Origin of the sequence: Lysinibacillus sp. NPDC047702 (genome assembly GCF_050272555.1) — a bacterium.
Taxonomy (GTDB): domain Bacteria; phylum Bacillota; class Bacilli; order Bacillales_A; family Planococcaceae; genus Lysinibacillus.
Genome location: NZ_JBNNMG010000026.1, coordinates 22996 through 47565, shown reverse-complemented (window position 1 = coordinate 47565; position 24570 = coordinate 22996). Strand labels below are relative to the sequence as shown.

The 24570-nt window shown below is 37.8% G+C and carries 29 protein-coding genes; 18 read left to right on the top strand and 11 right to left on the bottom strand.

All coding sequences use genetic code 11. The features are described from left to right. Positions 1-10: 10 nt before the first annotated feature. Positions 11-247, bottom strand: a complete 237-nt coding sequence (locus ACQKIM_RS13925; protein WP_427544855.1) for a YuzB family protein — start codon at positions 245-247, stop codon at positions 11-13. 332 nt (positions 248-579) lie between these two features. Between ACQKIM_RS13925 and ACQKIM_RS13920 the strand changes: the two genes are divergently transcribed. Further along, positions 580-1647: an NAD(P)/FAD-dependent oxidoreductase gene (locus ACQKIM_RS13920; RefSeq protein WP_427544853.1), complete on the top strand. Its 1068-nt coding sequence runs from the start codon at positions 580-582 to the stop codon at positions 1645-1647. Positions 1648-1709: 62 nt separating this feature from the next. Here ACQKIM_RS13920 and ACQKIM_RS13915 read toward each other — a convergent pair whose 3' ends face one another. Further along, positions 1710-2045: a YuzD family protein gene (locus tag ACQKIM_RS13915; protein WP_427544851.1), complete on the bottom strand. Its 336-nt coding sequence runs from the start codon at positions 2043-2045 to the stop codon at positions 1710-1712. Positions 2046-2128: 83 nt separating this feature from the next. Here ACQKIM_RS13915 and ACQKIM_RS13910 point away from each other — a divergent pair, with 83 nt between their 5' ends. Continuing rightward, positions 2129-2365, top strand: coding sequence for a NifU family protein (locus ACQKIM_RS13910; protein WP_004228295.1), 237 nt, complete (start codon positions 2129-2131; stop codon positions 2363-2365). Positions 2366-2414: 49 nt separating this feature from the next. On the opposite strand, the gene ACQKIM_RS13905 is transcribed toward ACQKIM_RS13910, so the two are convergent. Further along, positions 2415-3107, bottom strand: coding sequence for a DUF2225 domain-containing protein (locus tag ACQKIM_RS13905; protein ID WP_427544850.1), 693 nt, complete (start codon positions 3105-3107; stop codon positions 2415-2417). Between the two features lie 187 nt (positions 3108-3294). On the opposite strand from ACQKIM_RS13905, the gene ACQKIM_RS13900 reads away from it, so the two are divergent. The 4 genes from ACQKIM_RS13900 (at position 3295) to ACQKIM_RS13885 (ending at position 5041) form a co-directional block, all read left to right on the top strand. After that, the gene (locus ACQKIM_RS13900; protein WP_427544848.1) at positions 3295-3669 is read left to right on the top strand and encodes a HesB/IscA family protein; all 375 of its coding nucleotides are present in this window, start codon (positions 3295-3297) and stop codon (positions 3667-3669) included. 169 nt (positions 3670-3838) lie between these two features. Beyond that, positions 3839-4234 carry a Rha family transcriptional regulator gene (locus ACQKIM_RS13895; protein WP_427544846.1) on the top strand — a complete coding sequence of 132 codons (396 nt, stop codon included), beginning with the start codon at positions 3839-3841 and terminating at the stop codon, positions 4232-4234. Between the two features lie 27 nt (positions 4235-4261). Continuing rightward, positions 4262-4528 (top strand): SH3 domain-containing protein, encoded by a 267-nt coding sequence (locus tag ACQKIM_RS13890; RefSeq protein ID WP_427544844.1) that lies wholly within the window; start codon positions 4262-4264, stop codon positions 4526-4528. 27 nt (positions 4529-4555) lie between these two features. Next, on the top strand, positions 4556-5041 hold the full coding sequence (locus tag ACQKIM_RS13885; RefSeq protein WP_427544842.1) for a hypothetical protein: 486 nt from the start codon (positions 4556-4558) through the stop codon (positions 5039-5041). A 367-nt stretch (positions 5042-5408) separates the two neighbouring features. Here the strand turns inward: ACQKIM_RS13885 and ACQKIM_RS13880 are convergent, their stop codons facing one another. Further along, complete coding sequence (locus ACQKIM_RS13880) at positions 5409-5624, bottom strand: hypothetical protein (RefSeq protein WP_427544840.1); 216 nt, start codon at positions 5622-5624, stop codon at positions 5409-5411. 621 nt (positions 5625-6245) lie between these two features. On the opposite strand from ACQKIM_RS13880, the gene ACQKIM_RS13875 reads away from it, so the two are divergent. Continuing rightward, positions 6246-6407, top strand: coding sequence for a hypothetical protein (locus ACQKIM_RS13875; protein WP_427544896.1), 162 nt, complete (start codon positions 6246-6248; stop codon positions 6405-6407). A 107-nt stretch (positions 6408-6514) separates the two neighbouring features. Here the strand turns inward: ACQKIM_RS13875 and ACQKIM_RS13870 are convergent, their stop codons facing one another. Further along, the gene (locus ACQKIM_RS13870; protein WP_427544838.1) at positions 6515-7006 is read right to left on the bottom strand and encodes a CarD family transcriptional regulator; all 492 of its coding nucleotides are present in this window, start codon (positions 7004-7006) and stop codon (positions 6515-6517) included. A 134-nt stretch (positions 7007-7140) separates the two neighbouring features. Between ACQKIM_RS13870 and ACQKIM_RS13865 the strand changes: the two genes are divergently transcribed. From ACQKIM_RS13865 to ACQKIM_RS13850, 4 genes are all read left to right on the top strand, one after another. After that, positions 7141-7605 carry a MarR family winged helix-turn-helix transcriptional regulator gene (locus ACQKIM_RS13865; RefSeq protein WP_427544836.1) on the top strand — a complete coding sequence of 155 codons (465 nt, stop codon included), beginning with the start codon at positions 7141-7143 and terminating at the stop codon, positions 7603-7605. Between the two features lie 184 nt (positions 7606-7789). Further along, on the top strand, positions 7790-8287 hold the full coding sequence (locus tag ACQKIM_RS13860; RefSeq protein ID WP_427544834.1) for an NUDIX hydrolase: 498 nt from the start codon (positions 7790-7792) through the stop codon (positions 8285-8287). A gap of 181 nt (positions 8288-8468) precedes the next feature. Further along, positions 8469-8798, top strand: a complete 330-nt coding sequence (locus tag ACQKIM_RS13855; RefSeq protein WP_283869341.1) for a YuiB family protein — start codon at positions 8469-8471, stop codon at positions 8796-8798. A 203-nt stretch (positions 8799-9001) separates the two neighbouring features. Further along, the gene (locus ACQKIM_RS13850) at positions 9002-9136 is read left to right on the top strand and encodes a hypothetical protein (RefSeq protein WP_427544832.1); all 135 of its coding nucleotides are present in this window, start codon (positions 9002-9004) and stop codon (positions 9134-9136) included. Here ACQKIM_RS13850 and ACQKIM_RS13845 read toward each other — a convergent pair. Then, positions 9131-9613, bottom strand: coding sequence for a divergent PAP2 family protein (locus tag ACQKIM_RS13845; RefSeq protein ID WP_427544830.1), 483 nt, complete (start codon positions 9611-9613; stop codon positions 9131-9133). The two genes, ACQKIM_RS13850 and ACQKIM_RS13845, sit on opposite strands and share 6 nt — an antisense overlap. 121 nt (positions 9614-9734) lie before the next feature. On the opposite strand from ACQKIM_RS13845, the gene ACQKIM_RS13840 reads away from it, so the two are divergent. The 7 genes from ACQKIM_RS13840 to cysI all read left to right on the top strand — a co-directional run bounded on the left by ACQKIM_RS13840 (position 9735) and on the right by cysI (position 17381). Further along, positions 9735-11243 carry a leucyl aminopeptidase gene (locus ACQKIM_RS13840; RefSeq protein WP_427544828.1) on the top strand — a complete coding sequence of 503 codons (1509 nt, stop codon included), beginning with the start codon at positions 9735-9737 and terminating at the stop codon, positions 11241-11243. A gap of 145 nt (positions 11244-11388) precedes the next feature. Further along, complete coding sequence (locus tag ACQKIM_RS13835) at positions 11389-11586, top strand: uroporphyrin-III methyltransferase (protein WP_427544826.1); 198 nt, start codon at positions 11389-11391, stop codon at positions 11584-11586. A gap of 304 nt (positions 11587-11890) precedes the next feature. Beyond that, positions 11891-12667 (top strand): uroporphyrinogen-III C-methyltransferase, encoded by a 777-nt coding sequence (gene cobA / locus ACQKIM_RS13830; RefSeq protein ID WP_427544824.1) that lies wholly within the window; start codon positions 11891-11893, stop codon positions 12665-12667. 12 nt (positions 12668-12679) lie between these two features. Then, entirely contained in the window at positions 12680-13426 is a 747-nt protein-coding gene (locus tag ACQKIM_RS13825) for a sirohydrochlorin chelatase (protein ID WP_427544822.1), read from the top strand. Continuing rightward, entirely contained in the window at positions 13420-13569 is a 150-nt protein-coding gene (locus tag ACQKIM_RS13820; RefSeq protein WP_427544821.1) for a DUF2292 domain-containing protein, read from the top strand. Before ACQKIM_RS13825 ends, ACQKIM_RS13820 begins: the two co-directional genes overlap by 7 nt. A gap of 285 nt (positions 13570-13854) precedes the next feature. Continuing rightward, the gene (locus ACQKIM_RS13815) at positions 13855-15642 is read left to right on the top strand and encodes an assimilatory sulfite reductase (NADPH) flavoprotein subunit (protein ID WP_427544819.1); all 1788 of its coding nucleotides are present in this window, start codon (positions 13855-13857) and stop codon (positions 15640-15642) included. Between the two features lie 17 nt (positions 15643-15659). Beyond that, the gene (gene cysI / locus ACQKIM_RS13810; RefSeq protein ID WP_427544818.1) at positions 15660-17381 is read left to right on the top strand and encodes an assimilatory sulfite reductase (NADPH) hemoprotein subunit; all 1722 of its coding nucleotides are present in this window, start codon (positions 15660-15662) and stop codon (positions 17379-17381) included. Positions 17382-17445: 64 nt separating this feature from the next. Here cysI and ACQKIM_RS13805 read toward each other — a convergent pair whose 3' ends face one another. The 5 genes from ACQKIM_RS13805 to ACQKIM_RS13785 form a co-directional block, all read right to left on the bottom strand. After that, positions 17446-20238, bottom strand: a complete 2793-nt coding sequence (locus tag ACQKIM_RS13805; RefSeq protein ID WP_427544816.1) for an S-layer homology domain-containing protein — start codon at positions 20236-20238, stop codon at positions 17446-17448. Positions 20239-20695: 457 nt separating this feature from the next. After that, positions 20696-21766 carry a sulfate/molybdate ABC transporter ATP-binding protein gene (locus ACQKIM_RS13800; protein ID WP_427544814.1) on the bottom strand — a complete coding sequence of 357 codons (1071 nt, stop codon included), beginning with the start codon at positions 21764-21766 and terminating at the stop codon, positions 20696-20698. Positions 21767-21782: 16 nt separating this feature from the next. Continuing rightward, entirely contained in the window at positions 21783-22658 is an 876-nt protein-coding gene (gene cysW / locus ACQKIM_RS13795) for a sulfate ABC transporter permease subunit CysW (RefSeq protein ID WP_427544812.1), read from the bottom strand. A 9-nt stretch (positions 22659-22667) separates the two neighbouring features. Then, positions 22668-23498 (bottom strand): sulfate ABC transporter permease subunit CysT, encoded by an 831-nt coding sequence (gene cysT / locus ACQKIM_RS13790; protein ID WP_427544810.1) that lies wholly within the window; start codon positions 23496-23498, stop codon positions 22668-22670. A gap of 11 nt (positions 23499-23509) precedes the next feature. Then, complete coding sequence (locus tag ACQKIM_RS13785) at positions 23510-24562, bottom strand: sulfate ABC transporter substrate-binding protein (RefSeq protein WP_427544808.1); 1053 nt, start codon at positions 24560-24562, stop codon at positions 23510-23512. Positions 24563-24570: the final 8 nt, after the last annotated feature.

Sequence of the window (24570 nt, the reverse complement as noted above, 5' to 3'; positions counted from 1 at the left end):
TCTTTATCGTCTACCATAAAGGATTTTCCTCTATAAATTGATAAATGGCTTTTGTTAACGCTTCAGGAGAGTCAGCTTCCACTAATTCGCCATTGACGATTGCATAATAGGATTCTGAGCATTTCGTACAGTAGCTGAGGCAGCCATATTCCAAAACGTCGATGTTTGGATCGCGCTCTAATATTTCATACGTTTTTTGAGAGCCATTTGCCAAATTACTCACACAAAATTCAACCATTGGATTCATACATGTCACCTCACCAAAGTAATGCTACTCGCTTTTAAAACATTCGTCAATGATTTAAGTTTACCTTAGGGTGAAAGTGGAATATGATAATAAAATTAATGTTTATTTTTAAATTTTCAAAAAATAATAATAGCACTGAAGATTCAGGCTATAACGTTAAGTTGAAAAGTGCAAATACCTCAAAAACCGTTCGAAAAAGGAAGGTAATCATTTATTTTGTGAAATCTTTCACAAAATTGCATTCTTATATTGTGAAACATCTCACAATCGGTTATACTCATTTGTGGATACTTTGTGAACAATTATTATAAGAGGTATAAAAGGAGACTATTATGGGAAAATTAGTACTTTTAGGTGGCGGCTACGGTAATATGCGTGTCATGCTTCGGTTATTACCAAACAATCTTCCATTAGACACGGAAATCGTGCTAGTAGACAGAGCCCCTTTCCATAGTTTAAAAACAGAATTTTATGCATTAGCAGCAGGGACTTCAACAGATAAAGAAATTCGTGTAAGCTTCCCGGAGCATGAACGTTTAACGGCTGTATATGGAGAAGTCGTTAATATTGATCGTGCAGAAAAAGTAGTCATTCTAGAAGATGGGCAACGTATAGAATATGATGATTTAGTCGTAGGCCTTGGCTGTGAAGATAAATATCACGGTGTACCAGGGGCAGTGGAGTACACATATAGCATTCAGACAATGGCGAAATCACGTGCAACCTTCCAGGCACTTTGTGGTTTACCAGCAGGCTCTACAGTTGGAATTGTAGGGGCTGGTTTAAGTGGGATTGAGCTTGCAAGTGAGCTTCGTGAAAGTCGTGCAGATTTAAAGATAAAATTATTTGACCGTGGTCCACGTATTATGAAGGACTTCCCAGAAAAATTGAGTAATTATGTGAAGGCATGGTTCGTGAAGCATGATGTAGATGTCATTGCCAATTCTAATATTACAAAGATTGAGCCTGGTAAAATTTTTAATCATGAGGACGAAATACCACTTGATGCAGTTGTCTGGACTGCTGGCGTACAGCCCGTGAAAATTGTGCGAGAGATGGATGTTGAAAAAGATAAGCAAGGGCGTCCGCTAGTAACTCAATATTTTAATATCCTTGATGATGAGCATGTATATGTTGTTGGGGATTGTGCTTCTTCCGATTTTTCACCTAGTGCTCAGTTAGCAGAGGAACAAGCAGAGCATATCGTGAAAGTGCTTCGTATGCGTTGGAAAGGTGAAAATTTACCAGAGAAGATGCCAGATATAAAATTAAAAGGCTTTATGGGATCACTTGGTAAAAAACAGGGCTTTGCTTATTTAGCTGACACTACTGTAACAGGACGTATAGCTCGCTTGATGAAATCAGGACTGTTATGGCTGTATAAATATCAAAACGATTAAACTAGACTGTTTAGCTCTATAAAAGAGGATTGCTTCAATTATTTGAAGCAATCCATTTCTTTTTATACGGTTTCATCTGGAGTAAAGCCCATTTTTTCAAGCACTGTAAAGACAGGCTTCAATTGCACATAACCTTCTCCAACTACTTCATCATTTATTAATACTAATGGATAGAAAAACTCATCTTCTTGTATGCGAGTAGCATAATCTTGATCCCGTTCATTCTCAATTGGACCTTCAATATCTACATAGCGAATATCATAAGCTTGGTTTGGATATTTTCGATTAATCGCTGCCTGCAGCCACTCATATGTATCCTTTGAAGAAGGCGCGTTTACACAGCTAGCGCAGATGACTGCCGTTCCATAAATTTCGATCATTGGTTTCATTTGTCCCATTGTATTTCCTCTCCCCGTGATACTATATTGGATTTTTTCTGTTGCTAACATTATAATCATTATAAGGAAAGGAGTCGAGATAAATGGCTGAAGCAACAATTAACGACCAAGTACAAGAGGTATTAGATAAATTACGCCCATTCTTACTACGTGACGGTGGAGACTGTGAATTAGTAGATGTAGAGGATGGCGTTGTAAAATTACGTTTACTAGGCGCATGTGGAAGTTGCCCAAGTTCAACGATTACGCTTAAAGCGGGTATCGAACGCGCATTATTAGAAGAAGTACCTGGCATCGTTGAAGTAGAGCAAGTATTCTAAGCAACTTTAAAAGTTCTAGCTGACCATTCAAGCTAGAACTTTTTTCTTTTTAATGTTGGCGTGACTGTTCTTTTTCTGCTCGGATAATAGCCCATTGTTCTTTTGCCATATCAATAATTTTTGCTTCGCCACCAATGCTTTGCTTTTCAATAACCCTTGAAAAGAAGCGTGTAGCATTTTCAATATCATCAATGCGTCGAGATAGTTCAGCAATCATATACATAATGCGTACATCAGACATCTGGGTTGAGCTGTAATCCTCTGTTGAATAGGACTCCATATACTGATCCCGTGCCAATTTCATAAAGCGCTGCTCCTGACCACTATTGTTTAGGGAGCGATATAGCCATGCAAGACGTAAAGCAAGACCAGCTATGGCAACGAATTTTTCTTTTTTGATTGTGCCACAGAGGAAGGCTAACTTATAGGCTTGAATTGCTTGAAATACAGTACGCTCTCCTTTGAAATCATGATGGACCCATTTTTCAGTTATTTGCGTGCGAATTTCATCTTGAATGCCAGGTGCAAAATATTTGGTAAAGTCTTCTGTAAAGGAAAAGCCACAGTGCTCACAAACAAAAACATTATAGTAAAGGGCATTGACCCCATCAGCATAAATAGGCTGAAAGTCCGTTTCTGTATGATCGACCTTAATGAATTTAGAGCGGACTTTTAATGTAGGAAATTCTTTTTTGCAATTAAGACATTGAATTTTTTTTTCGTAATAAGGTGAAATCTCCATATTTTTTACCTCTTTCATCGACATCGTTATAACTATTATACCAATGAGATTTCTATAAACATGAATAAAAAATACTATTTATGTGAAAAATATTAGAATTATTACTAAAAATGCTCTTGAAGCTGAATGTTTGTCATACAATGGTCAAAATTGATATGATGTTATAAGAAGAAGGAAGGTGATTGGGATGACAAGTTTAAAGCAAGTAATTGAAATTACACAGGCAGCTGGTTTTCATATTCAAGAAATGATGGAGCATAACGAAGAGCAGGGTTCTTTTTTACGTGTAGCTGTGAATGGTGGAGGCTGTAGCGGTCTGTCTTATGGGATGCATTTTGATAAAGAGAAAAAAGATGATGATATTGAAGATGAACAACATGGTTTAAGAATTCTTGTTTCCCGCGAAGATGCGCCGATTTTAATGGGAACAAAAATAGATTATAAACAATCGCTAATGGGCGGTGGCTTCACCATCGATAATCCAAATGCTATTGCATCATGCGGCTGTGGCACATCTTTCAGAGCAGCAAAACGTGAAGGTACGCCTGAGGTTTGTGATTAATTAGTAATTGTTAATTGTTGAAGTAGGATTTTAAATAACGGTTAGAATTGATGTGTACACAATCCTTAAAATGTGTAAAAACAATCCTAAAATGACTGATTTAGGGTTAAAGATACCGAGCCTTTTTGATTTGTATGTTGCGAAAACATAACGAATTAAGGAGGCTTTTTTGTATGGTTTTGAAGAAGAGAAAACGAATTTTGGACTCTCTAATTTCTTTATTGAACACACTTATAAAACCAACCAAAATAAAGAATTACCTTGTTATCTACTCACTAGAAAAGGTTGCGATATGGTAGCAAACAAAATGACAGGTGCTAAAGGTGTTCTATTCACAGCAACCTATGTCACTAGATTTGAGGAAATGGAGAATCAATTGAAATCACAAGCTACAATAGCTTCATATATGATTGATGACCCTATTAAACATGCTGAACAATGGATTGCTGAACAAAAAGAAAATGCAATGCTTGAGGAAAAGGTTCAAGAACAAGTTGCTGTGATTGAGCATAAGGAAGATGTGATTAAGGGAGAGCGCAGCAAAGCTGATTCATTTCAACTTTGAGTCAGCTTAAGAAATAATCATAGCAAGTTGATAGGACCTACTAAGGATAGTCCTTTTATGGGTACTTTACGTGAAGGCGAAATTGTTACCATTACGGGTCCTTTTAAATATGATGAAGTATCAACGAAGAAAAACCATTTTGTTTGGTATCCTATGAAAAGAAATGACGGGACAAAGGGGTATGTAGCATCAAGTTATTTAAACTACTCAGCTTCAACACCAACTCCAACACCTACAACTCCAGTTGCCACTACACAGGACTACTCAGCTTACACTAAAAAGTTTGCAGACTAAAGCACTACAGCTTGGTGGAGAGATGATATGATTTGGGCAATCGACCGGGGTTTAATTAGTGGTTACAGTAACGTATGGAACGCAAAAACAAAGAAATACGAAACACAGTTACAACCGAACACACAATTAACAGAAGCTCACTTCTTAACAATCTTCTTACGCTACGTACAGAAAGATGAATTAGCAAGTGTGAAAAACAAATCGTCTTGGAACAAAAGTGGTTTATATAACATGGCAAGTAAATACAAAATGCCAGTATTAGCTACAGAAGCATCTACAACTTCTAAAGGTTTAGCGGATAAAGGTATTAGACGTGGTAAACTAGCCCAACTGATGGCATCATACTACTACGGGCAAACGGTAAGTGAAAACGAAGCTAATCAATTTTTCATGGATAATGGGATTACTACAGCTACATCAATTGATGCCTATAACCCCGACAAAATTTTAATTCGCTCTCAAATCTCAGCGTTTATTCAAAGATATGAATCATTCGTATCTAACCAAAAATAATTGAACTTAAAAAACGGTTGCGTTCATAGCAATCGTTTTCTTGTATTTTACTGCTATTGCAATTCAAAAAGTATTTAGTTGAATTAGCTTACAGCAATAATCGTAGCAAGCTGACAGAGTTATTTAACGAGCTTGTGAGCATTGATAGTGGAGCTGAGGAATCATAGACACAGGCTACCTAATCGTTGCTAGAGGAACATTAATGGGACTACAGCAGAGATAGAGGAAGCATAACAAAAGGACTTGTATATGTAGTATTCAATCATAAACACAAGTCCCATTCTTATTGAACTAAAGACCATGTTAGTTTAAGTACATTTATACACAAACTTAATGCTAAAAAAAGCTTAGGCGTACCTAAGTGTAACTACCACTTATTATTATAATTTTTTCTATAAACGTAGTCTTCATTATTAATTTTTAACCAATTACTAATAAAATTAATACCCACTATAAAAATTCCAAATAAAACAAACGCCATAGTGTAATGACTTAAGAAGAATAAAACAAAAGCCGCAACCAATATTAATAGCATTAAAACTATTATCGTGACCTGTAATTTCCCTTTCTTTTTATCATTCATATATTCAATCTCCTATCAAATCGCCAATATTTTTCCGTTTAACTGAATAATCAGTTTTCTACTCTGTTAGATTGTAACATATTTACAAATATTAGTGTAGAGAAGTGTAAGCTTATAAAGAAAGTTATGATAAGATTGCGGTAGCGCATCATTTAGCTGATGTGGATTATTAAGTCCCGTAGAACTTGGTTACATGGATTGCTCTCAGGTTAGTTTTCTGATGTGCAAAGTTTGACCCTATTGTTATAGGATATTTGAATATATACGCTAAATGCGCTTTCTTCCGTATTGAAAATCAATATGGAAAGAAGCGCTTTTTTTCTGACAACCGTTCTATTAAACGACTTAGAGCAAGAGTAGGGAAGCGAGAAAATGAATTAATGATGTCCATACATAATCGGTCTACTCACGTTTGGAATTATTTGCGATCAACAATTGGATTTATTCCTAGATCAATTGACATTAAGACTACGTTTTGCGCGCAATTTCATTTTAAATGTCAGTGATCAGTAGTGATGGTGATATACAGGTTATGAAGCATGTTAGTTGGATGTGTTATAATCAAATTTGTGAAGAAATATACACTAACGGTGCAGTATTGTTAAATAAGATGGGGTGCAGATGATGGATAATCAATATTTCGTAGGTTGGGGTACATTGGCGTTAATAAATGCTGCACTTGCACAAGGGAAGAATAGAACGGGGTTAAATTGGTTTTTACTTTCTCTTGTATTAGGTCCTTTGGCAACACTAATTTTGTTATTTGTTGAAAAGAGACAGTAATACTACATATTCACAATAATTGAAATATGATTTGATTAAATATGAAAGAAGCCACAATGCACTCAATTATAGAGATGGTTGTGGCTTCTTTATGTATCAAAAAAAGCTTATTGAAGTTTTGTTAATACATCTTCATAAATTTCTTCTGAGGGTTTATCAAGGGCAATCGAAAATTCTGAGAAAATAGATTCCTGTAAGGTTTGAAGTAATTTTTCTTCTTGATTTGGGAATTTTTTTTCTAGTGCTAGAAATTCAAGCCTTTTTCTTAGTAAAGTATTTAAGAGACTTGCTTGCTTTTGTCGATCACCGGATTTAATAATTTCTATATGAGATCGCATACGATGTGTGTTTTGTTCAATCCATTCAACACCAGGAGAAGTAAATGAATGTAGAATCTTGAGGGCTTCATCTTTTTTTATAATGTCTCTAAGCTGTTTTTTTGCATTGTCAATAGGGGTGCGAATGGTTAATTTTGAATCATTAAATGGATGCAAAACGTAGTAAGTTTTTGTAATGTCGCTAAAAGTTTGTTCACAGATATCTTCAATTGAACAAAGCCCATGTGATGAATAAATGACTACATCGCCAACATTATACATGTATATTCCCTCCAACAAAATAAATTGTCAACTTAGTTGACTAAAATAAGTATAAACAAATAAATATATTTTGTCAACTTAGTTGACGAGTAGTATTTTTTTTTGTATATTATTAACGAAAATATGGAATGAAGGTGAATAAGTTGAAGGGCGAATTGCAAAATCGGGATGTCATTGATTTATTGAGCGAACGTCATGAAATACTTCGACGACTTGCTGAAGAGAAGTGGAATAAGCATAATCATATTTATATTTCTAACTCGGAATGGAATATTTTAGGTAAAATATATAAAAAGCAACTAACGATTTCAGATGTGGCTAAGAATGTTGATTTTTCTAGACAGGCAACCCATAAATTCATAAAAAATCTGGAAGCCAAAGGACTAGTAACAGTTTGCAAAGTTGAACATAGTAAAAAACATAAAGCCATTCGTATGACTAAATTTGGTGAAGAATGCTATGAAAAAAATGAACAATACAAAGCAGAAATTGAGCAGCAACTTATCAATACGATAGGGGAAGAGCATGTGACTAAATTAAAAAATATCTTAAGGCTTAATTGGCAATTGGAACATTTAGAAATGCAGGATTCAATCTAAGTGATGTAATAGGTTCAGGATGTAAAGTATTCTTATATCTATAGTAGTAAAAATCAGCCTCTCTCGCCCTTCTTTCGAGGAGGTTTTTTTGTTGCATTTTTTTGCTAAACACTAAAAATTCAGAATTAATGCTTCTCCGTATAGAAAATGAGCAGTTATAATATTGATATAAGAGGTGAATGAGATGAAGAAGGATAGAGGAAAAGTTTGGTTAGGGGTTGCTGGAGTTGCTGTCAATAAGTTCGGTCAATGGCTGGTTGTAAAAAAAGCTTATAGTGGCTTAAAGGGAAGATGGTCATTGCCAGCTGGATTTGTGAATGCGGGTGAAACGGTGGACGAGGCTGTTGTCAGAGAATTAAAGGAAGAAACAGGTATTGATTGCTGCGTATCTGGCTTAATTGGTTTTCGTACGGGTGTTATTCGTGGTGAAGTTAGTGATAATATGGCAATTTTTTATTGTCGAATGATAGATGAGCAACAGCTGATTTGTATTCAAGAAAATGAATTGTTAGAAGCAAGATGGATGTACCCACAGGAGCTGGCACAAGATGAAATGACATCGGTTATGTTAAGAGAGATGGCCTCCAATCAATTTGAAAAACACCAGTTACAAGGGATTGAGGGCATTAATCCAGGCGAGGTGTTTGGCTACTCATCTTATCGATTATTCTTTAAAAAATGATTATGTAGCGTGAGGTATTTGAAGCTACAGCGGTTCCTTACTCTTTCATTAAATGTTAGCGTTTAGTAAAATCAAAATGATTTTCCTAAATATGACGAACAAGCGAAAACAAGGCTATGTTCATTGAAAGCGTTGTCGTAATCATGTAAACTAATGAGAGGAAAACGGAGGTTATACATACATGGATGGTCCAGTTTCATTAGTTCAGCTAATCATATCAATTTTGTTATTTTTCGTCATGTTCTTTGGTATCGGATTTTTATTAAATATGCTTCTGCGAATGACATGGTTAATGGCAATTGTGTATCCAATTGTTGTGATTTTTATTGTTGATGATGTAAGCTTTTTAGATTATATTTTCAAGCCAGGCTCTGCGTTTCCAGCATTAATCGATAAATTACAAGCATTGCAATTTGTAGATATTGCTATTCTATCTGGTGGCTTTGCAGGTTCTATAGTAGCTGGGATTGTCATGATTTATTTACGTAAAAGTGGATATCGGATGTTTTAACAAGTTTCAGTATTTATCTCCATGTATTGATGTAGAGATAAATACTGATTTTTTATCTTCATTCAGCAAAATAGGTGGTGAGTTGAAAGTGGTTTTGATTCCTTTTCAGTGGGTGTCCAAACACCTACTGAAATAGCGGAACTCAGTCTAAGAACACATCCTGTGGAATTTTATCTGTAGCGAAAGCAAAGCGGCAGCAACAAATGTTTTCTGTAGCGAAAGCAAAGCGACAGCAACAAATGTTTTCTGTAGCGAAAGCAAAGCGGCAGCTACAATTACGCCAAGGCGAAATTGATTTTCTAACACAGCCTCATCATGAGGAGGTGTCTTTTTTATAATAGTAACTGGTAGGTGATGATGGCGATAAAAATGCCTGTTAGTGCCCCGAAAAAAACCTCGCTTCGCTTGTGACCTAGCAATGTTTTTAGCTCTTCCATTTTTTCTTGCCCATCCATTTGCGGCCATTTCTTTAAATCATGAAGCAAAGTTTGAAAGTCCTTTCGAAGCTGATTTAATATGGCTGCATGTTGACCTGCCTGATAGCGAACACCGCTTGCATCATACATAACGATAAATGAAAACATAGCGGCTACAGCAAAAATTGGAGAATCTAATCCAGTTTCATAGGCGATAGAGGTCGTAAGTCCTGTAACGGAAGCGGAATGTGAGCTGGGCATTCCACCAGTAGAAGTAATCAGTCCCCATTTAATCTGTCTGGTCATTAAAAAATGAATAGGAATTTTGACAAATTGTGCAAAGAGAACTGCGAAGAGGGCAACGAGTAAAGGGGTATTTTGAAGTAAACTCATAATCATCACAACCTTCACTAATAATTGCTTTTATTATAACATTCATTATTTTCTAAAAGAAGCTATAGCCAAATATTACGTGTTTTCTGAAACTTAGGTATAATGGAGAATGAATGGAGGAATTAACATGCATATTGTAAAAGAAGCAAAATCATTTGAAACGATTTCTACTGAAGTATTAGTGGTAGGAGTCACAAAACATCGTGAACAAATGCAGGAATGGGATAGTTTTTCATCATTTTACGGGGAATCCATTAATGCGTGGCTTAGCGCAGGGGACGTATCGACAGAGCTAAAAAAAATAACAAAATTGCCATTTATGAAAGATCACGCTAATCTTAAACGTATTTTATTTGTGGGATTAGATGAACGTAAAAATCTAACAGAAGGCGTTATACGTGCAGCATTTGGTTTAGTAGGTAAGGAGCTAAGAGCCTTAAAGGTTAAGGAGTATTCAATTTGGCTTGAATCATTTACGACAGAAGATATTACTGTTGCAGATGTTGCATTTTTAGCTGGTGAGGGAACAGGTCTTGGTTATTACGCAATTCCTCATTATAAAACAACTTCAAATGAGGTCGATAAGCGCATTGAGGCTATCCATCTAGTAACTAAAGCTAATGATATTGATGAGGTAGTGGCAAGCTTTGGAGTAGGGATTATTTATGCAGATGCAGTGAACGAAGCACGAAGCCTAATTAATTTACCACCGAATCTTCTGACACCAACAGACTTGGCTAATTATGCAGAGTCTCTTGCGACAGACTATGATTTTGAAGTTGAGATTTTAAATAAAGTACAATTAGAGGAGCTTGGTATGGGCGGTATTTTAAGTGTTAATCAAGGCTCCCATGAAGAACCTCGATTAATCACATTAAAATATAAGGCTACTGAAGACTTTGAAGAGCCAATTGGTCTTGTAGGTAAAGGCGTTACATACGATACAGGCGGCTACTCCTTAAAGCCAAAGGATTCAATGGTAGGCATGAAGGGCGATATGGGCGGTGCAGCAGCAGTGCTTGGCGCTATGAAAATCATTGGTGAATTACGTCCAAATAAAAATGTTGTAGCTGTTATTGGTTCCACTGATAATATGGTTTCAGATACAGCATTTAAACCTGATGATGTTATTACAACATATAGTGGCAAAACAGTTGAAATATTAAATACGGATGCTGAGGGACGCTTAGTATTAGCAGATGCTACTACCTATGCTAAACAGCAAGGGGCAACTTCGATTATTGACGTAGCAACATTAACAGGTGGGGTAATTACAGCACTTGGTATGGATAAAACTGGGGCATTATCGAATGATGATGAATTCTTTGCTGCATTCATGGAAGCTTCACAGGAAACAGATGAGTTTGTATGGCGCATGCCTTTAACAGAAAGTGATAAAAAGCGAATTCGTAAATCAGATGTTGCTGATTTAAATAATTCTCCAGGTCGAGATGGACATATGATTTTTGGTGGAGGCTTTGTTGGTGAGTTTGTTGGCGATACTCCATGGATTCATTTAGACATCGCGGGCACATCTGATGCAGTTGCTATACATGATCTAGGTCCAAAGGGTGGAACAGGTGTAATGGTAAGAACTATTGCAAACTTTGTGCAACGATTAGGAGAAGAAAATTAAAAACGTTATGGTGGGTGTCAACTTGTTTAGGTAGTGAAATTGATAGAAAATAAGTTATCCTTCTATAATGTCAATTAGCTTAGGCGATGTACATGTGATAGTTGTGCCCTCCCTACATAGGATAAGGTAAAAAGGGAGGTAGCTTATGCCATTTTTCGGAGGTTATCCAGGAGGAGGCTTTTGGTCATTCGGTGCACCGTTTTTTGGAGGTTTTTTAGGGAGTTTTCTTGGATCACAATTTGGTCCATATCCACCGTTTTATCCAAACTATCGTCCATTTCCACCAGGTCCATATTTCCATCCAGGTCGACCATTTCCACCACGGTATCGTAGACCTTTTTAAGCTGAATAAGTGGAATATGTTAACCAGTTGTCGAAATTACATCGGCAGCTGGTTTTTTTCTTAATTTGTAAATATTTTCATGATTGTTAATTGGTATTGTTCTTGAAAAAATCATAAAATGGCATGAAATAAACTGTTGACAGAATATACTAAATTATTTATTATTCTTATTATATTACTAAGAATTGAAAACGTAGCTGACTAGCAAACTAGAGGCTCTTATTGTTCATAGGCATCGCTATGCCCATGGATAATATGAGTCTTTTTTCTATCTCTAACAAGAGACGAGAAGGAGTGAAAAGAAATGGGGAAAGTTTTTATAGTAGGTGCTGGTCCTGGAGATGTGGATTTGATTACTGTCAAAGGATTACGGTGTATCGAATGTGCTGATGTCATCTTGTATGACAGACTCATTAATAAAGAGTTGCTGGCTTATGCTAAAAAGGAAGCTCAACTTATCTTTTGCGGTAAACTGCCTCAGCAGCATGCCATGATTCAGGAGCATATTAATCAATCAATTGTCAGCTATGCACAGCAGGGGAAAATTGTAACGAGATTAAAGGGAGGTGACCCATTCGTATTTGGCAGAGGTGCAGAAGAAGCAGAGGTGCTAGTACAGCATAATATTCCATTTGAAATTGTTCCTGGGATTTCTTCTGGGATAGCCGCACCAGCCTATGCGGGAATTCCAGTAACACATCGCGATTTAAGCTCAAGTTTTGCGATGGTTACAGGTCATATGAGAGAGGGCAAGGATGACGCCATACAGTGGGAAAGTCTTGCAAAAGGAATTGATACAATTGCGATTTATATGGGGGTTGGCAATCTTCCCTATATTCGTCAGCAGCTGCTTAAGTATGGTCGCGATGAAGAAACTCCTGTAGCGCTTATTCATTGGGGTACGCTTTCTCAGCAAAAAACAGTTACGGGTACTTTAGCTACTATAGAAAAGATTGTACAACGAGAAAATATCCAAAACCCAAGCATAATTGTAGTGGGAAAGGTTGTTACATTGAGGGAATCAATTCAATGGTTTGAGCAAAACATTCCACAGCCGCAGTTAGTAAAAAATTCTGTGTAAGGATGTGGATTTATGCAAGCCATTTTATATATTGCTCATGGAAGCCGTGTAAAGGCAGGCGTGGAGCAAGCCATTGCCTTTCTAAAGGGCGTACAACTGGAGATTGATATTCCAATTCAAGAAATTTGTTTCTTAGAATTGGCAGTACCCACCATTGCTGAAGGGATCGATAGCTGTATTAAACGAGGGGCTACAGCTATCGCGATCATGCCTATTTTATTACTAGCTGCTCAGCATGCAAAGCAGGATATTCCAAGCGAAATCGAAAGAGCGAAAAAACAGCATCCACATGTAACCTTTACATACGGTGAACCACTTGGTATCCATGAATTATTAATTGACACACTACACACTAGGATTTTAGAAACAAAATTACCTACTAACAATGCAAGTGTTTTACTAATTGGTCGTGGGAGCAGTGATCCAGAAGTCAAGAGGGATTTAGCTAAAATTGCAGTAAGGCTACGTGATAAATATGCTTATATTGCCGTAGACACATGTTATTTGTATGGAATAGGTCCAACTTTTGAAGAGTGGCTACAGCAAAAGAAAAATAAGGCTGATCCAATATTTATCGTGCCGTATTTATTGTTTACAGGAATTCTTCGACAAAGTATAGCAAAGCGATTGCAAGAATATGAGAATCGTAACATCACATTATGTGAAAGTTTAGGCTACGACCATAATGTAAGGGAAGTTTTAGTGGAACGTATTGTCGAATTATTAGCATGTCATAAGGAAGGTGTTCTGTCATGGTAGATAAAAGGGCTGAAAATGTAAATCTAGCATTAGATAATGTCCGTCAAATTTTAAATACTGTGAGTCATGGATCAATTACTTTAATTATCCAAAATTCCTATGTGGTCCAAATTGAAAAAAAGGAAAAAATAAGACTTCGATAATTTAACTTCTTTCAGCAGAAGTCTTCCACCTCTATAGGTGGTGAGATGAATGCGGGTTTAGGTTGCTTTTCAGTGAATGTCCAAACACCTACTGAAAGAAGTTAAAGCCTCTGGCAGATGTCACGGAATCAGAAAGGATTTCTTTGTGCAAGCACAAAGCCGATTCCGGACGCAATTATGCCGAGGCATAATTGATTTTTACAGAAAAAATAGCGCCAGCCAAAAAAGGTTTGGCGCCGACTCAATGAAGAAAAGAAATGATACTAATACGTGAGGTGGCAAGATTTGAAACTGCAAGTAATAAATAGTCCATTTAATGAAGAGCAGGTAAAGCTATTAAATGAGCTGCTCCCTAAACTAACTGGAGAGCAGAGAATTTGGCTAAACGGTTATTTAAGTGCACCGCTAGCAACAATCAATACTATACCTGAGGAAGTACCGCCAACGGTAACACCAAGCACTAAAACAGTGACGATTTTATATGGTTCACAAACAGGTAATAGCCAGGGTCTAGCTGAAAAATATGCGTCTGCATTGAAAAGCAATGATGTAGATGTGACAGTTTCATCATTAGCGAAATTTAAGCCTAATAATTTAAAAAAGCTTACAAACCTTTTACTCATTGTCAGTACACATGGTGAAGGGGACCCACCTGATCAAGCCATACAGTTTTATGAATTTTTGCATAGTAAGCGCGCTCCAAAACTAGAGAATTTACACTATTCGGTACTAGCCTTAGGGGATAGCTCCTATGAATTCTTCTGTAAAACAGGGAAAGATTTCGATGAGCAATTTGCCAAATTGGGGGCTACTCAGATTGTCCCTCGTACAGATTGTGATGTGGATTATGATGATGCTGCAGCACAATGGTTTGCAGCTGTTCAGAAGGAGCTCCTACAGCAGGCTGATGTAACTGCTACATTAGAGACAACAGATCAGACAGTACAGGGGGATTCTACATATTCTCGAAAAAATCCTTTTTATGCTGAAGTACTAGAAAGCATTAATTTAAATGGCAGGGGCTCCAACAAAGAGACGCGTCATGTTGAATTATCAATTGAGGGTACAAATTTCTATTTTGAGCCTGGAGATAGCATCGGTATTTTGCCAGAAAATGATGAAAAATTAGTCGATGCTTTATTAACAGCACTTCAGTTTGATCCTCTAACTGAGGTAAGTGTATTTGATGAAAAAGTATCGATAAGAGAAGCCTTGCAAAAGAAGCTAGAAATAACAGTGCTATCCAAGCCACTATTACAAAAGATTGGTGCCTATACAGTTCATAAGGAATATACAAAGATGGTAGAAGATGCTAACGCTTGGAAGGACTATGCAAAGGGAAGAGATTTGCTTGATGTCGCTGAAGACTTTACGCCATTTTCATGGAATGCACAGCAATTTGTAGAGCTGTTACGTAAAATTCCTGCACGACTTTATTCCATTGCTAGTAGTCAAAAGGCAAATAATGAAGAGGTGCACTTAACTATTGGGAAAGTAAGCTATGAGACAAATGGACGTCAACGTCTTGGCGTTTGCTCTGGCAGTGTTGCGGAGCGTATTCAAATTGGTGATACATTACCAATATATGTGCATAAAAATCCCAATTTTAGATTACCAGTGCAACAGGACACACCAATTATTATGATTGGTGCGGGTACAGGTGTGGCTCCATATCGTGCATTTCTAGAGGAGCGTGAGGAACTTGGGATTGAAGGAAAGGCATGGTTAATCTTTGGTGATCAGCATTTTGTGACAGATTTCCTTTATCAAACAGATTGGCAGCGTTGGCTTGCCTCTGGCACACTAACCCAAATGGATGTAGCCTTCTCACGAGATACTGATAAAAAAATCTATGTGCAACATAAAATTGAAGAAAATGCAGCAGCTTTTTATGAATGGTTGGAGCTAGGGGCTGTTATTTACGTATGTGGTGATGAAAAAGCGATGGCGGCAGATGTCGATGCCACAATACATCGTCTGATAGAGCAACAAGGACAAAAAACGCCAGAGGAAGCGAAAGCCTTTGTCAATGAACTAAAACAACAGAATCGCTATCAACGTGACGTTTATTAATAAAGGAGAGAAGAAACATGACAGGAAAAATTATTTTACCTCCACAACCAGGAAATCCTAGTGATGTAGAGCGTATAAAAAGTGAAAGTAATTATCTGCGTGGAACACTTGAACGTACGATGAATAATCCATTAAGTTCAGGAATTCCAGAGGATGATAATCGACTGATGAAATTTCATGGAAGTTATTTACAAGATGACCGTGATCTACGTAATGAACGGCAGCGTCAAAAGCTAGAGCCCGCTTATCAATTTATGGTGCGCGTACGTACACCAGGTGGAGCAGCTACACCAGCTCAGTGGTTAGTAATGGATGAAATGGCAAGAAAGTACGGCAATGGTTCCTTAAAATTAACAACTCGTCAGGCGTTCCAGGTACACGGTATTTTAAAATGGAATGTCAAAAAATATATGCAGGAAATTAACGATGTATTATTGGATTCTCTTGCTGCTTGTGGGGATGTAAACCGTAATGTTATGTGTAATGTCAATCCAAATCAATCAGCATTACATGAGGAAATTTACAATTGGTCCGCAAAGTTAAGCGAGCATTTACTTCCTAGAACACGAGCATATCATGAGCTATGGCTAGATGGTGAAAAGGTAGTGGACAGTCAAGAGGAAGAAATTGAACCAATTTATGGTTCATTGTATTTACCACGTAAATTTAAGATTGGTATAGCTGTTCCTCCAAGTAATGATGTAGATGTATTTTCACAAGATATCGGATTAATTGCGATAGTTGAGGAGGGTAAGTTAGTTGGCTTTAACGTTGCAGTAGGTGGTGGGATGGGCATGACGCATGGTGATCATGAAACATACCCACAGCTTGCTCGGGTTATTGGCTTTATCACACCTGATAAATTACTGGAAACAGCAGAAAAAATTATTACGATTCAACGCGATTATGGCAATCGTTCCGTACGTAAAAATGCTCGTTTTAAATACACAATTGATGCAAGAGGGCTTGAATGGTTTAATGAGGAGCTCACACGTCGTCTAGGCTGGAATATTCAAGAAACACGTCCATATACATTCGATCGTACAGGTGATGAGTTTGGCTGGATTAAAGGGGCAGAGGGGAAATGGCATTATACGCTATTTATTCAAAATGGTCGTATTAAGGATTTTGAAGACTATCAACTGCTAACAGGGCTACGCGAAATTGCGAAGGTACACACGGGTGATTTTCGCCTAACGCCAAACCAAAATTTAATGATTGGCAATGTTACTCCGCAAAAGAAAAAAAAGATTGCGGCTCTTATTGAAGAATACAAGCTAACAGATGGTGCGCACTATTCTGCTTTACGACGTAATTCTATTGCCTGTGTATCGCTACCAACATGTGGGCTAGCGATGGCTGAAGCGGAGCGCTACTTACCTTCCCTGATTACAAAAATTGATACAATTATTGATGAGGCCGGCCTAAGCGAGACCGAAATCGTTATTCGGATGTCTGGCTGTCCTAATGGTTGTTCACGAGCTGCTATGGCTGAAATTGGCTTTATCGGTAAAGGGCCAGGAAAGTACAATATGTATCTAGGGGCAAGCTTTATAGGAAATCGTCTTAATAAAATATATCGTGAAAATATCGGTGAAGAGGAAATTTTAGCAGAGCTACGTCCAATTCTTCTGCATTTTGCCAAGGATCGTTTAGAGGGAGAGCATTTTGGAGATTTTGTTATTCGGGCTGGCTATGTAACAGCAGTCTATGATGGAAGAGAGTTTCATCATCAATAGAGACAGGAGAAAGAATTAATATACGCTACAAAGTCTAGTCAAAGGCTTTGTAGCGTATTTCAAATTATAGGTTCAGTGCCCGATACATAAATGCCACGAATTGTGCTCGTGTCACTGGTTCATTAGGTTTGAAGTTACCATTATCGCCTAATGCTATACCAGAATCGGCGAGTGCGGATATATAGTTATAGCTCCAATGCGTGGCAGGAACATCGTGGAATGTACTTGTTCCTTCAGGTGTTAAACCAAATGCAAGTACGAGAATCTTTGCCATTTGACCACGTGTCATCGGTGCGTTTGGATTAAATGCACCGTTTGATCCATCTACGATACCAGCTTGTTGAAGTTTCGTTATAGAATCATAGTATGGATGGTTTTGGGGTACATCACTAAATGGCACAGCTTCACGTTTAGTTGTTAGCTCAAATGCACGTGCCAACATGACCGCAATATGTTGTCGTTTTATTGGTTCGTTCGGTCGGAACGTGCCATCTGGATAACCAGTGATAATACCACGCTCCGAAATGTCCTCAATCATATCCCTTGCCCAATTGTTAGTAATATCAGTGAAGCGATAAGTTGGTGTCATTCCTTCAGGTTGCTCGGGTTCTTCAGGTGTTGGGACAGGTTGTTCCGATTTTGGTGTTTCAACTGGTATTGGACTTGGATTTGGCTCAGGATTAGGAATATAACCACCACCTGAAGTACTGTTCATAATCCATTTTGCGTACAAAATTATCCGTTCCGTTACAACGTCTTTTGTAAAATCCCATGCATTTGTAAAAGCTACATCTTTGTACCATCCTCCGAATGTATAACCCTCTTTTGTAGTTAATGGCTCTTTTAAAGTTGTGTTATACAAAACGCTTTGATCGGTTACAATACTTCCGCCGTTTGACTCGAAGGATACCGTATAGCTATTAGCTGATGGGGGAGTTGATGTTGCTAACGATAGAGCTTTGACGTTTTGCATAAGATTACTCTTTTGATCTTCCGTTACTAAATGAATAGTGTATTTCGTTGATTTTTGCAGTCCTGACAGGCTAATTTTTTCTTCTTTATTTCCCACCATAGCAATACTTCCTTGCAGGTTGGCAGAGAGTAAATTTCCTAATGCATCTGTTCCCGCCTTAACCTGTGCAGCAGTTGGAGCTGTTCCGTTAGAGAGAACTGTGTAGTAGACATGACCTGGTTCATTTATTTTAAGTAGTAAATCAGCAGTAGTCTCTCCGATTATCCCAAACCTAGGATAATTTTGTATAAAGTAGGGTTCGGTTTGATCCACATCCACCTGAATACTTTGTGCCTGCTCCACGTTACCCGCATTGTCTTTGCTCCAAGCCTTTAATACAAACGTTCCATCTGTTTGAAAGTCGACAATATTCCCAGTCTCTACATTACCATTATCTATCTGGTAAAAAGTCTGCTTCACTCCAGAAAGGGTGTCAGTTGCAGTTAGTGTAAGTCTCGTAGTACCGTTTGACAAAAGGACAGGCGGTGCTATTGTCGTCACTGGTGCAGTGCGATCAATCTTAATCCCACTCACCGTTGCATTTGTGCTGTTTCCAGCATTATCGCTCACGTTTGTTGTCACAAATAAATTGTCACCTTCTCCTGTAATAACGTTGTTGCTTGGTGAAGTAGATGGATCAATTCCTGAAAGTGCATCAGAGACTGTCCAACTGATAATTACATCCCCATTGTACCAACCAGCAGAGTTAGGGGGGATTGTTGCCTCTCCAATTATGGTTGGAGGTGTACGATCAATTTTAATTCTTACAGTTTCATTCGCACTATTTCCAGCCTTGTCTTTCACAGTTCCCGTGACTTGCAGATTGTCACCTTCAGCTGTTAGAATTTGATCACTAGGTATCGTCATAGGATCAATTTCAGAAGCACTATCATTTACAGTCCAGCGTACAGTTACATCACTGTTGTTCCATCCTGCTGCGTTTGGTTGAGGTGTAATTGTGCCCGTAATTGTAGGTGCTATCGTATCCTTCACGACATTGACTGTATATGTTTTCTTTTCAGTACAATCTCCTTTTATAACAGTGAAATCAATCGTACTTATCCCCTCATTCACGGATATCGTATAAGGGGCTCCACTTATACCTGAACTGCCGTTAATCTCCAAATATGAATCCGCCGGGGTCTCTAATGTTGGTGTCAGCGTAAAAGTAGATGCACTTGGAAGAGTGATGATCAAATATTTTAAGTTGTCTGGATCCCTTTCAGAACGGAGTACATTGTCATTCATAATTAAGCTGCTTAAATTGGTTGTAGCCCTGCTAGGATCTCCTTTACTCGTATACAGTCTTAATCTCATGTTTTCCTGATTGCTGATCTGGCGTACAGCATCCTTTTCTACATAAAAGATACCGTCCATATATTCTTTTGCTGATACAGACAGCATGGTTACGAGATTGTTTCCACTAACCTGATAGACTTTGACTGCATATTTCTGTCCAGCGACAAGCGAAACAGATGTTGGAAAATTCATTGTTCTCCACCCAGTCCCTTGTATCATACTTTTTGACTGTGCGATTACCGTTCCAGGCGATAGATCACCTGCGGACAGAGATGATAAATCGACCCATACTTCACTTCCCGCAAGGTCATGCTGCAAATAAATATCCAGGGCGGTTAAATTAGTCGTATGTTTGGCTGTAAAGGTCTGAGTTAGGCTATCAAAATAACCCAGATTAAGGCTGCTATAATTTGAATTTGATTGATCACCAATGGTTACACATGGTTGTGTAGATGCAGATACATTTGTAATAGGTCCAGTTATTAGCATGAATAAAAGTACTATTGATGCTAATAAAGGTGCCATAATTTGATTGATTCGTTCCATTTTTTCCTCCTTCTTTTGTCAAGGTATTGTAAGTGATTGCCCACTCTATAAGATTATTCTTCATTGTTTTAAATATTTGATATAGTGAGCCAAAAAGAGTGTTGTTAGTCTGGAGAAGGTTTCCCGGAACTAGTGATCATAATTTTTACAATTCAATAAAAAGGGAAAGTTTACGTTATTTAAATGACTGTTCGGTTATTTGCATTTGTTGTATACTTGCGAATTCACGAAAATAGATTGCTTTACTGGGAAGATTAATTCTTAACATTTTCATTTCCTCTTATTGAAGTTATAAAATCATTTGTCTACTACTATAGAAGAGAAAGGTTAAAATTAGGTTAAATAAATAGTAAATTAGGAAAATTGAGTAGAAAGGTACATATTATAATTAATTCTCATAAAAAATAAGCCTACTCTTATAAAAAAGAGCGGCTTGAGAGTGTGCTACATTAAAATTTTAGATGGAGAAATCTTCAGGGATAAAGACTTTTAGCTGCTTTGGTTTTACATATACTTGATCACCGATTTTAAGTTCTAGGGAAAGAAATTGCTCTTTTGACAATTCAGCTTCTAAAAATTCGCCGATATCCTCACGGTGTAACTCAATTTGTACGATTGGACCAAGTAAATGAATATGACTTATTTTGACAGGTACTGTACCTGTAACAGCGGTTTTTTCAATTTGAATATCATGTGGACGAACGTAGCCTATAGCTTCATCCTGAGTGTGTGCATGTGAGTCAGGTACATCAATAGCAAATTCACCATGTGTTAATTTACCATTATGTAAGCGTCCTTTGAAAATATTTACATTTCCTAAAAAATCGTAAACAAATGGGCTTTTAGGGTTTGTATAAACCTCATCTGGACTACCAATTTGCTCGATTTGGCCATTGTTCATCACAACGATGCGATCCGCTACATCCAGTGCCTCCTCTTGATCATGTGTGACAAATATACTTGTAATGTGGAAATCATCATGAAGTTTTCGTAACCATCTGCGTAACTCTTTTCTTACCTTAGCATCAAGTGCACCAAAGGGTTCATCTAATAAAAGCACCTTCGGCTCCACGGCAAGTGCTCTAGCTAGTGCCACACGCTGACGTTGCCCACCTGAAAGCTGAGTTGGGAAACGTTCAGCGAAATTTTCCAGTTTAACAAGACGTAATAGCTCCATCACTTTGTCTTTAATTTCTGATTTTGAGGGTCTTGTTTTACGAGGCCGTACTTTAAGACCATAGGCAACATTATCAAATACGGTCATATGTCGAAAAAGGGCATAATGCTGGAATACAAAGCCTACATTTCGTTCCTTTGGATGACGGTCTGTAATCGATTGGTCGTCAAATAAAATTTCACCAACATCAGAGGTTTCCAGACCAGCAATTACACGTAGTAAAGAGGTTTTCCCTGAACCAGATGGGCCAAGAAGGGCAACGAGTTCACCAGATTGGATATGGAGGGAAATATCCTGTAAAGCTTGAAAGGAACCGAACTTTTTTGATACGTTTTTTATTTGAATGCTCATAATGGCAATGTCTCCTTTAAACAGATTTTGATTTCCAGGCAATAATATCTTTCACAATAAGTGTAATGATGGCAATAACACTCATAAGCGAAGCAACGGCAAAGGCTGCTGCAAATTGGTACTCATTGTATAAAATTTCAATATGAAGGGGCATAGTATTTGTCATCCCTCGAATATGTCCCGATACAACAGAAACGGCACCAAATTCGCCAATCGCTCGAGCGTTACATAGAATAAGCCCGTATAATAAGCCCCATTTGATATTTGGTAATGTCACATGCCAAAATGTTTTAAAGCCGCCTGCACCAAGTGATATGGAAGCCTCCTCCTCAGAGGTTCCCTGTGTCTGCATAAGAGGAATGAGTTCCCTCGCAACAAAGGGCAACGTAACAAAAATAGTAGCAAGAACAATCCCTGGAAGCGCAAAAACAATCTTAATATCATTTTCAAAGAGCCAATCGCCAAATAGACCCTGTGCACCAAATAACAAGATAAATATTAACCCTGCGATAACAGGGGATACAGCAAAAGGAAGATCAACAATTGTTAGTAATAAATTTTTCCCTTTAAAATTAAATTTTGTTAATGCCCAGGCAGCCATAATACCAAAAATCGCGTTTAATGGGACGGCAATCACAACAACTGTTAAAGTTAGCTTGATAGCCGCTAAGGCATCTGGATGTGTAATGGCTGCCATATACACGTCTACGCCTTTTTGGAAGGCAGTGATGAAAATAGATACTAGTGGCAAAACAATAAAAAATCCTAAAAAAACTAACGCAATAAATGTCAAAGTATAACGAACGAAGCGAGGTTCTTGTAAGGCTGAAGACTTTGCTATGGCTTTATTTTTTTCAGGAGCAGCTTGCTGAATAACTGTAGATTGTTCCATATATACCTCCTACTGTACAAAGCGACGATTTGCCAGCCATTGTATGATATTTATGCTGAATAATAGTATGAACGATGTAATGAGCATGACTAATGCTATAGCTGTAGCACCAGCATAATCATATTGTTCTAGCTTCGTCATAATAATTAACGGTGTAATTTCGGTTTTCATCGGCATATTTCCAGCGATAAAAACTACGGAACCATACTCTCCTAGTGCACGTGCAAAAGCTAATGAAAAGCCTGTCAAAATGGCAGGAGCCAGCTCTGGTAAAATGACTTTTCCGAAGGTTTGTAAACGTGTTGCACCAAGACTTGCAGAGGCCTCCTCAACCTCTGCGCTAATACTTTGTAAAACAGGTTGTACTGTACGAACGACAAATGGCAGCCCGATAAACGTTAGGGCGATGATAATACCAAGTGGTGTAAATGCAATTTTGAAGCTGAAAAATTGACCAATCCAGCCATTGGGTGCATAAAGTGATGTTAAGGCTATTCCTGCTACAGCAGTTGGTAAAGCGAACGGTAAATCAACAAGTCCATCCATGATGCGTTTAAAGGGAAATTGGTAGCGCACGAGCACCCAAGCAATGATGGTGCCAAAAACAACATTTAGCAATCCAGCAGCAAGCGCTGTGCTGAAGCTTACTTTATAAGAAGCAACAGCCCGAGGAGCAGTCACAATATCAACAAATTCTGCCCAGCTTAAGGACAGTGTATGAATAAGAATCATAGAAAGCGGCAATAAAACTAGCAAGCTAACATAGAGCATGGTGTAACCAAGAGAAAGACGGAAGCCCGGAATGATGCGACGTTTTTTATTAATCGTTAAACTTGTCATAACAGGCCTCCTTATTGAGGTACATAAATTTCGTCAAATGTACCGTCATCTTTAAAATGTTTTGCTTGTGCTTCAGCCCAGCCTCCGAAATCATCGATGGAAACAAGCTCAAGTTGTGGGAATTGGTCTTGATATTTTGCTAGAATTTCTTCATTACGTGGTCGATAGTAACTTTTTGCAGCAATTTCTTGCCCAGCATCACTATATAAATGCTTTAGATATGCATCGGCTACATCGCGTGTCCCTTTTTTATCAACTATCTTGTCAACAATTGCTACAGGAGGCTCTGCTAAAATACTTAAAGAAGGTGTGACAATCTCAAATTCATCATCTCCTAATTCATTGAGTGATAAATAGGCTTCATTTTCCCAAGCAATTAGGACATCTCCAATTTCACGCTCAACAAAGGTTGTTGTAGCTCCACGTGCACCTGAATCTAATACCTCCACATTGCTATATAAAGCATTCATAAATTCTTTTATTTTTGTTTCATCGTTGTTATATAATTTCCCTGCATAGGCCCAAGCAGCTAAATAATTCCAACGAGCACCACCAGATGTTTTGGGATTTGGTGTAATAACGGAAACATCTTTCTTAATTAAGTCATTCCAGTCCTTAATGCCTTTTGGATTGCCCTTGCGTACTAAAAAGACAATAGTGGATGTGTAAGGTGTGGAATTGTTTTCAAATTCCGTTTGCCAATCTTTGTTTAATAAATCCCGAGCCTGTGCAATCTCATCAATATCGTAGGCTAAGGCTAAGGTAACAACATCAGCCTCTAGCCCATCAATAACAGCTCGCCCTTGCTTTCCAGAACCACCATGAGATTGCTTAATAGTCACCTCTTGACCTATCTCATCTTTCCATTTCTTTATAAAATCTTTATTAAATTCATCGTATAGCTCACGTGTAGGGTCATAGGATACATTAAATAATTCCACTGATTTTTTTGTGTCTGAAGCACCAGTATCACTTTCAGATGATTTAGTTCCACAGCCTGTTAAGGTCAATGTCAGCATAGATATAAGTGCTAATGATTGGAAAAGATGTTTTCTTTTTTTCATTAAAATCG

Bases quoted from the DNA above. Each gene is read 5' to 3' on its own strand.
- ACQKIM_RS13925 (WP_427544855.1), bottom strand. From the start codon at position 247: ATGAATCCAATGGTTGAATTTTGTGTGAGTAATTTGGCAAATGGCTCT.
- ACQKIM_RS13920 (WP_427544853.1), top strand. From the start codon at position 580: ATGGGAAAATTAGTACTTTTAGGTGGCGGCTACGGTAATATGCGTGTC.
- ACQKIM_RS13915 (WP_427544851.1), bottom strand. From the start codon at position 2,045: ATGGGACAAATGAAACCAATGATCGAAATTTATGGAACGGCAGTCATC.
- ACQKIM_RS13910 (WP_004228295.1), top strand. From the start codon at position 2,129: ATGGCTGAAGCAACAATTAACGACCAAGTACAAGAGGTATTAGATAAA.
- ACQKIM_RS13905 (WP_427544850.1), bottom strand. From the start codon at position 3,107: ATGGAGATTTCACCTTATTACGAAAAAAAAATTCAATGTCTTAATTGC.
- ACQKIM_RS13900 (WP_427544848.1), top strand. From the start codon at position 3,295: ATGACAAGTTTAAAGCAAGTAATTGAAATTACACAGGCAGCTGGTTTT.
- ACQKIM_RS13885 (WP_427544842.1), top strand. From the start codon at position 4,556: ATGATTTGGGCAATCGACCGGGGTTTAATTAGTGGTTACAGTAACGTA.
- ACQKIM_RS13880 (WP_427544840.1), bottom strand. From the start codon at position 5,624: ATGAATGATAAAAAGAAAGGGAAATTACAGGTCACGATAATAGTTTTA.
- ACQKIM_RS13875 (WP_427544896.1), top strand. From the start codon at position 6,246: ATGATGGATAATCAATATTTCGTAGGTTGGGGTACATTGGCGTTAATA.
- ACQKIM_RS13870 (WP_427544838.1), bottom strand. From the start codon at position 7,006: ATGTATAATGTTGGCGATGTAGTCATTTATTCATCACATGGGCTTTGT.
- ACQKIM_RS13860 (WP_427544834.1), top strand. From the start codon at position 7,790: ATGAAGAAGGATAGAGGAAAAGTTTGGTTAGGGGTTGCTGGAGTTGCT.
- ACQKIM_RS13855 (WP_283869341.1), top strand. From the start codon at position 8,469: ATGGATGGTCCAGTTTCATTAGTTCAGCTAATCATATCAATTTTGTTA.
- ACQKIM_RS13850 (WP_427544832.1), top strand. From the start codon at position 9,002: ATGTTTTCTGTAGCGAAAGCAAAGCGACAGCAACAAATGTTTTCTGTA.
- ACQKIM_RS13845 (WP_427544830.1), bottom strand. From the start codon at position 9,613: ATGATTATGAGTTTACTTCAAAATACCCCTTTACTCGTTGCCCTCTTC.
- ACQKIM_RS13840 (WP_427544828.1), top strand. From the start codon at position 9,735: ATGCATATTGTAAAAGAAGCAAAATCATTTGAAACGATTTCTACTGAA.
- ACQKIM_RS13835 (WP_427544826.1), top strand. From the start codon at position 11,389: ATGCCATTTTTCGGAGGTTATCCAGGAGGAGGCTTTTGGTCATTCGGT.
- cobA (WP_427544824.1), top strand. From the start codon at position 11,891: ATGGGGAAAGTTTTTATAGTAGGTGCTGGTCCTGGAGATGTGGATTTG.
- ACQKIM_RS13825 (WP_427544822.1), top strand. From the start codon at position 12,680: ATGCAAGCCATTTTATATATTGCTCATGGAAGCCGTGTAAAGGCAGGC.
- ACQKIM_RS13820 (WP_427544821.1), top strand. From the start codon at position 13,420: ATGGTAGATAAAAGGGCTGAAAATGTAAATCTAGCATTAGATAATGTC.
- cysI (WP_427544818.1), top strand. From the start codon at position 15,660: ATGACAGGAAAAATTATTTTACCTCCACAACCAGGAAATCCTAGTGAT.
- ACQKIM_RS13805 (WP_427544816.1), bottom strand. From the start codon at position 20,238: ATGGAACGAATCAATCAAATTATGGCACCTTTATTAGCATCAATAGTA.
- ACQKIM_RS13800 (WP_427544814.1), bottom strand. From the start codon at position 21,766: ATGAGCATTCAAATAAAAAACGTATCAAAAAAGTTCGGTTCCTTTCAA.
- cysW (WP_427544812.1), bottom strand. From the start codon at position 22,658: ATGGAACAATCTACAGTTATTCAGCAAGCTGCTCCTGAAAAAAATAAA.
- cysT (WP_427544810.1), bottom strand. From the start codon at position 23,498: ATGACAAGTTTAACGATTAATAAAAAACGTCGCATCATTCCGGGCTTC.
- ACQKIM_RS13785 (WP_427544808.1), bottom strand. From the start codon at position 24,562: ATGAAAAAAAGAAAACATCTTTTCCAATCATTAGCACTTATATCTATG.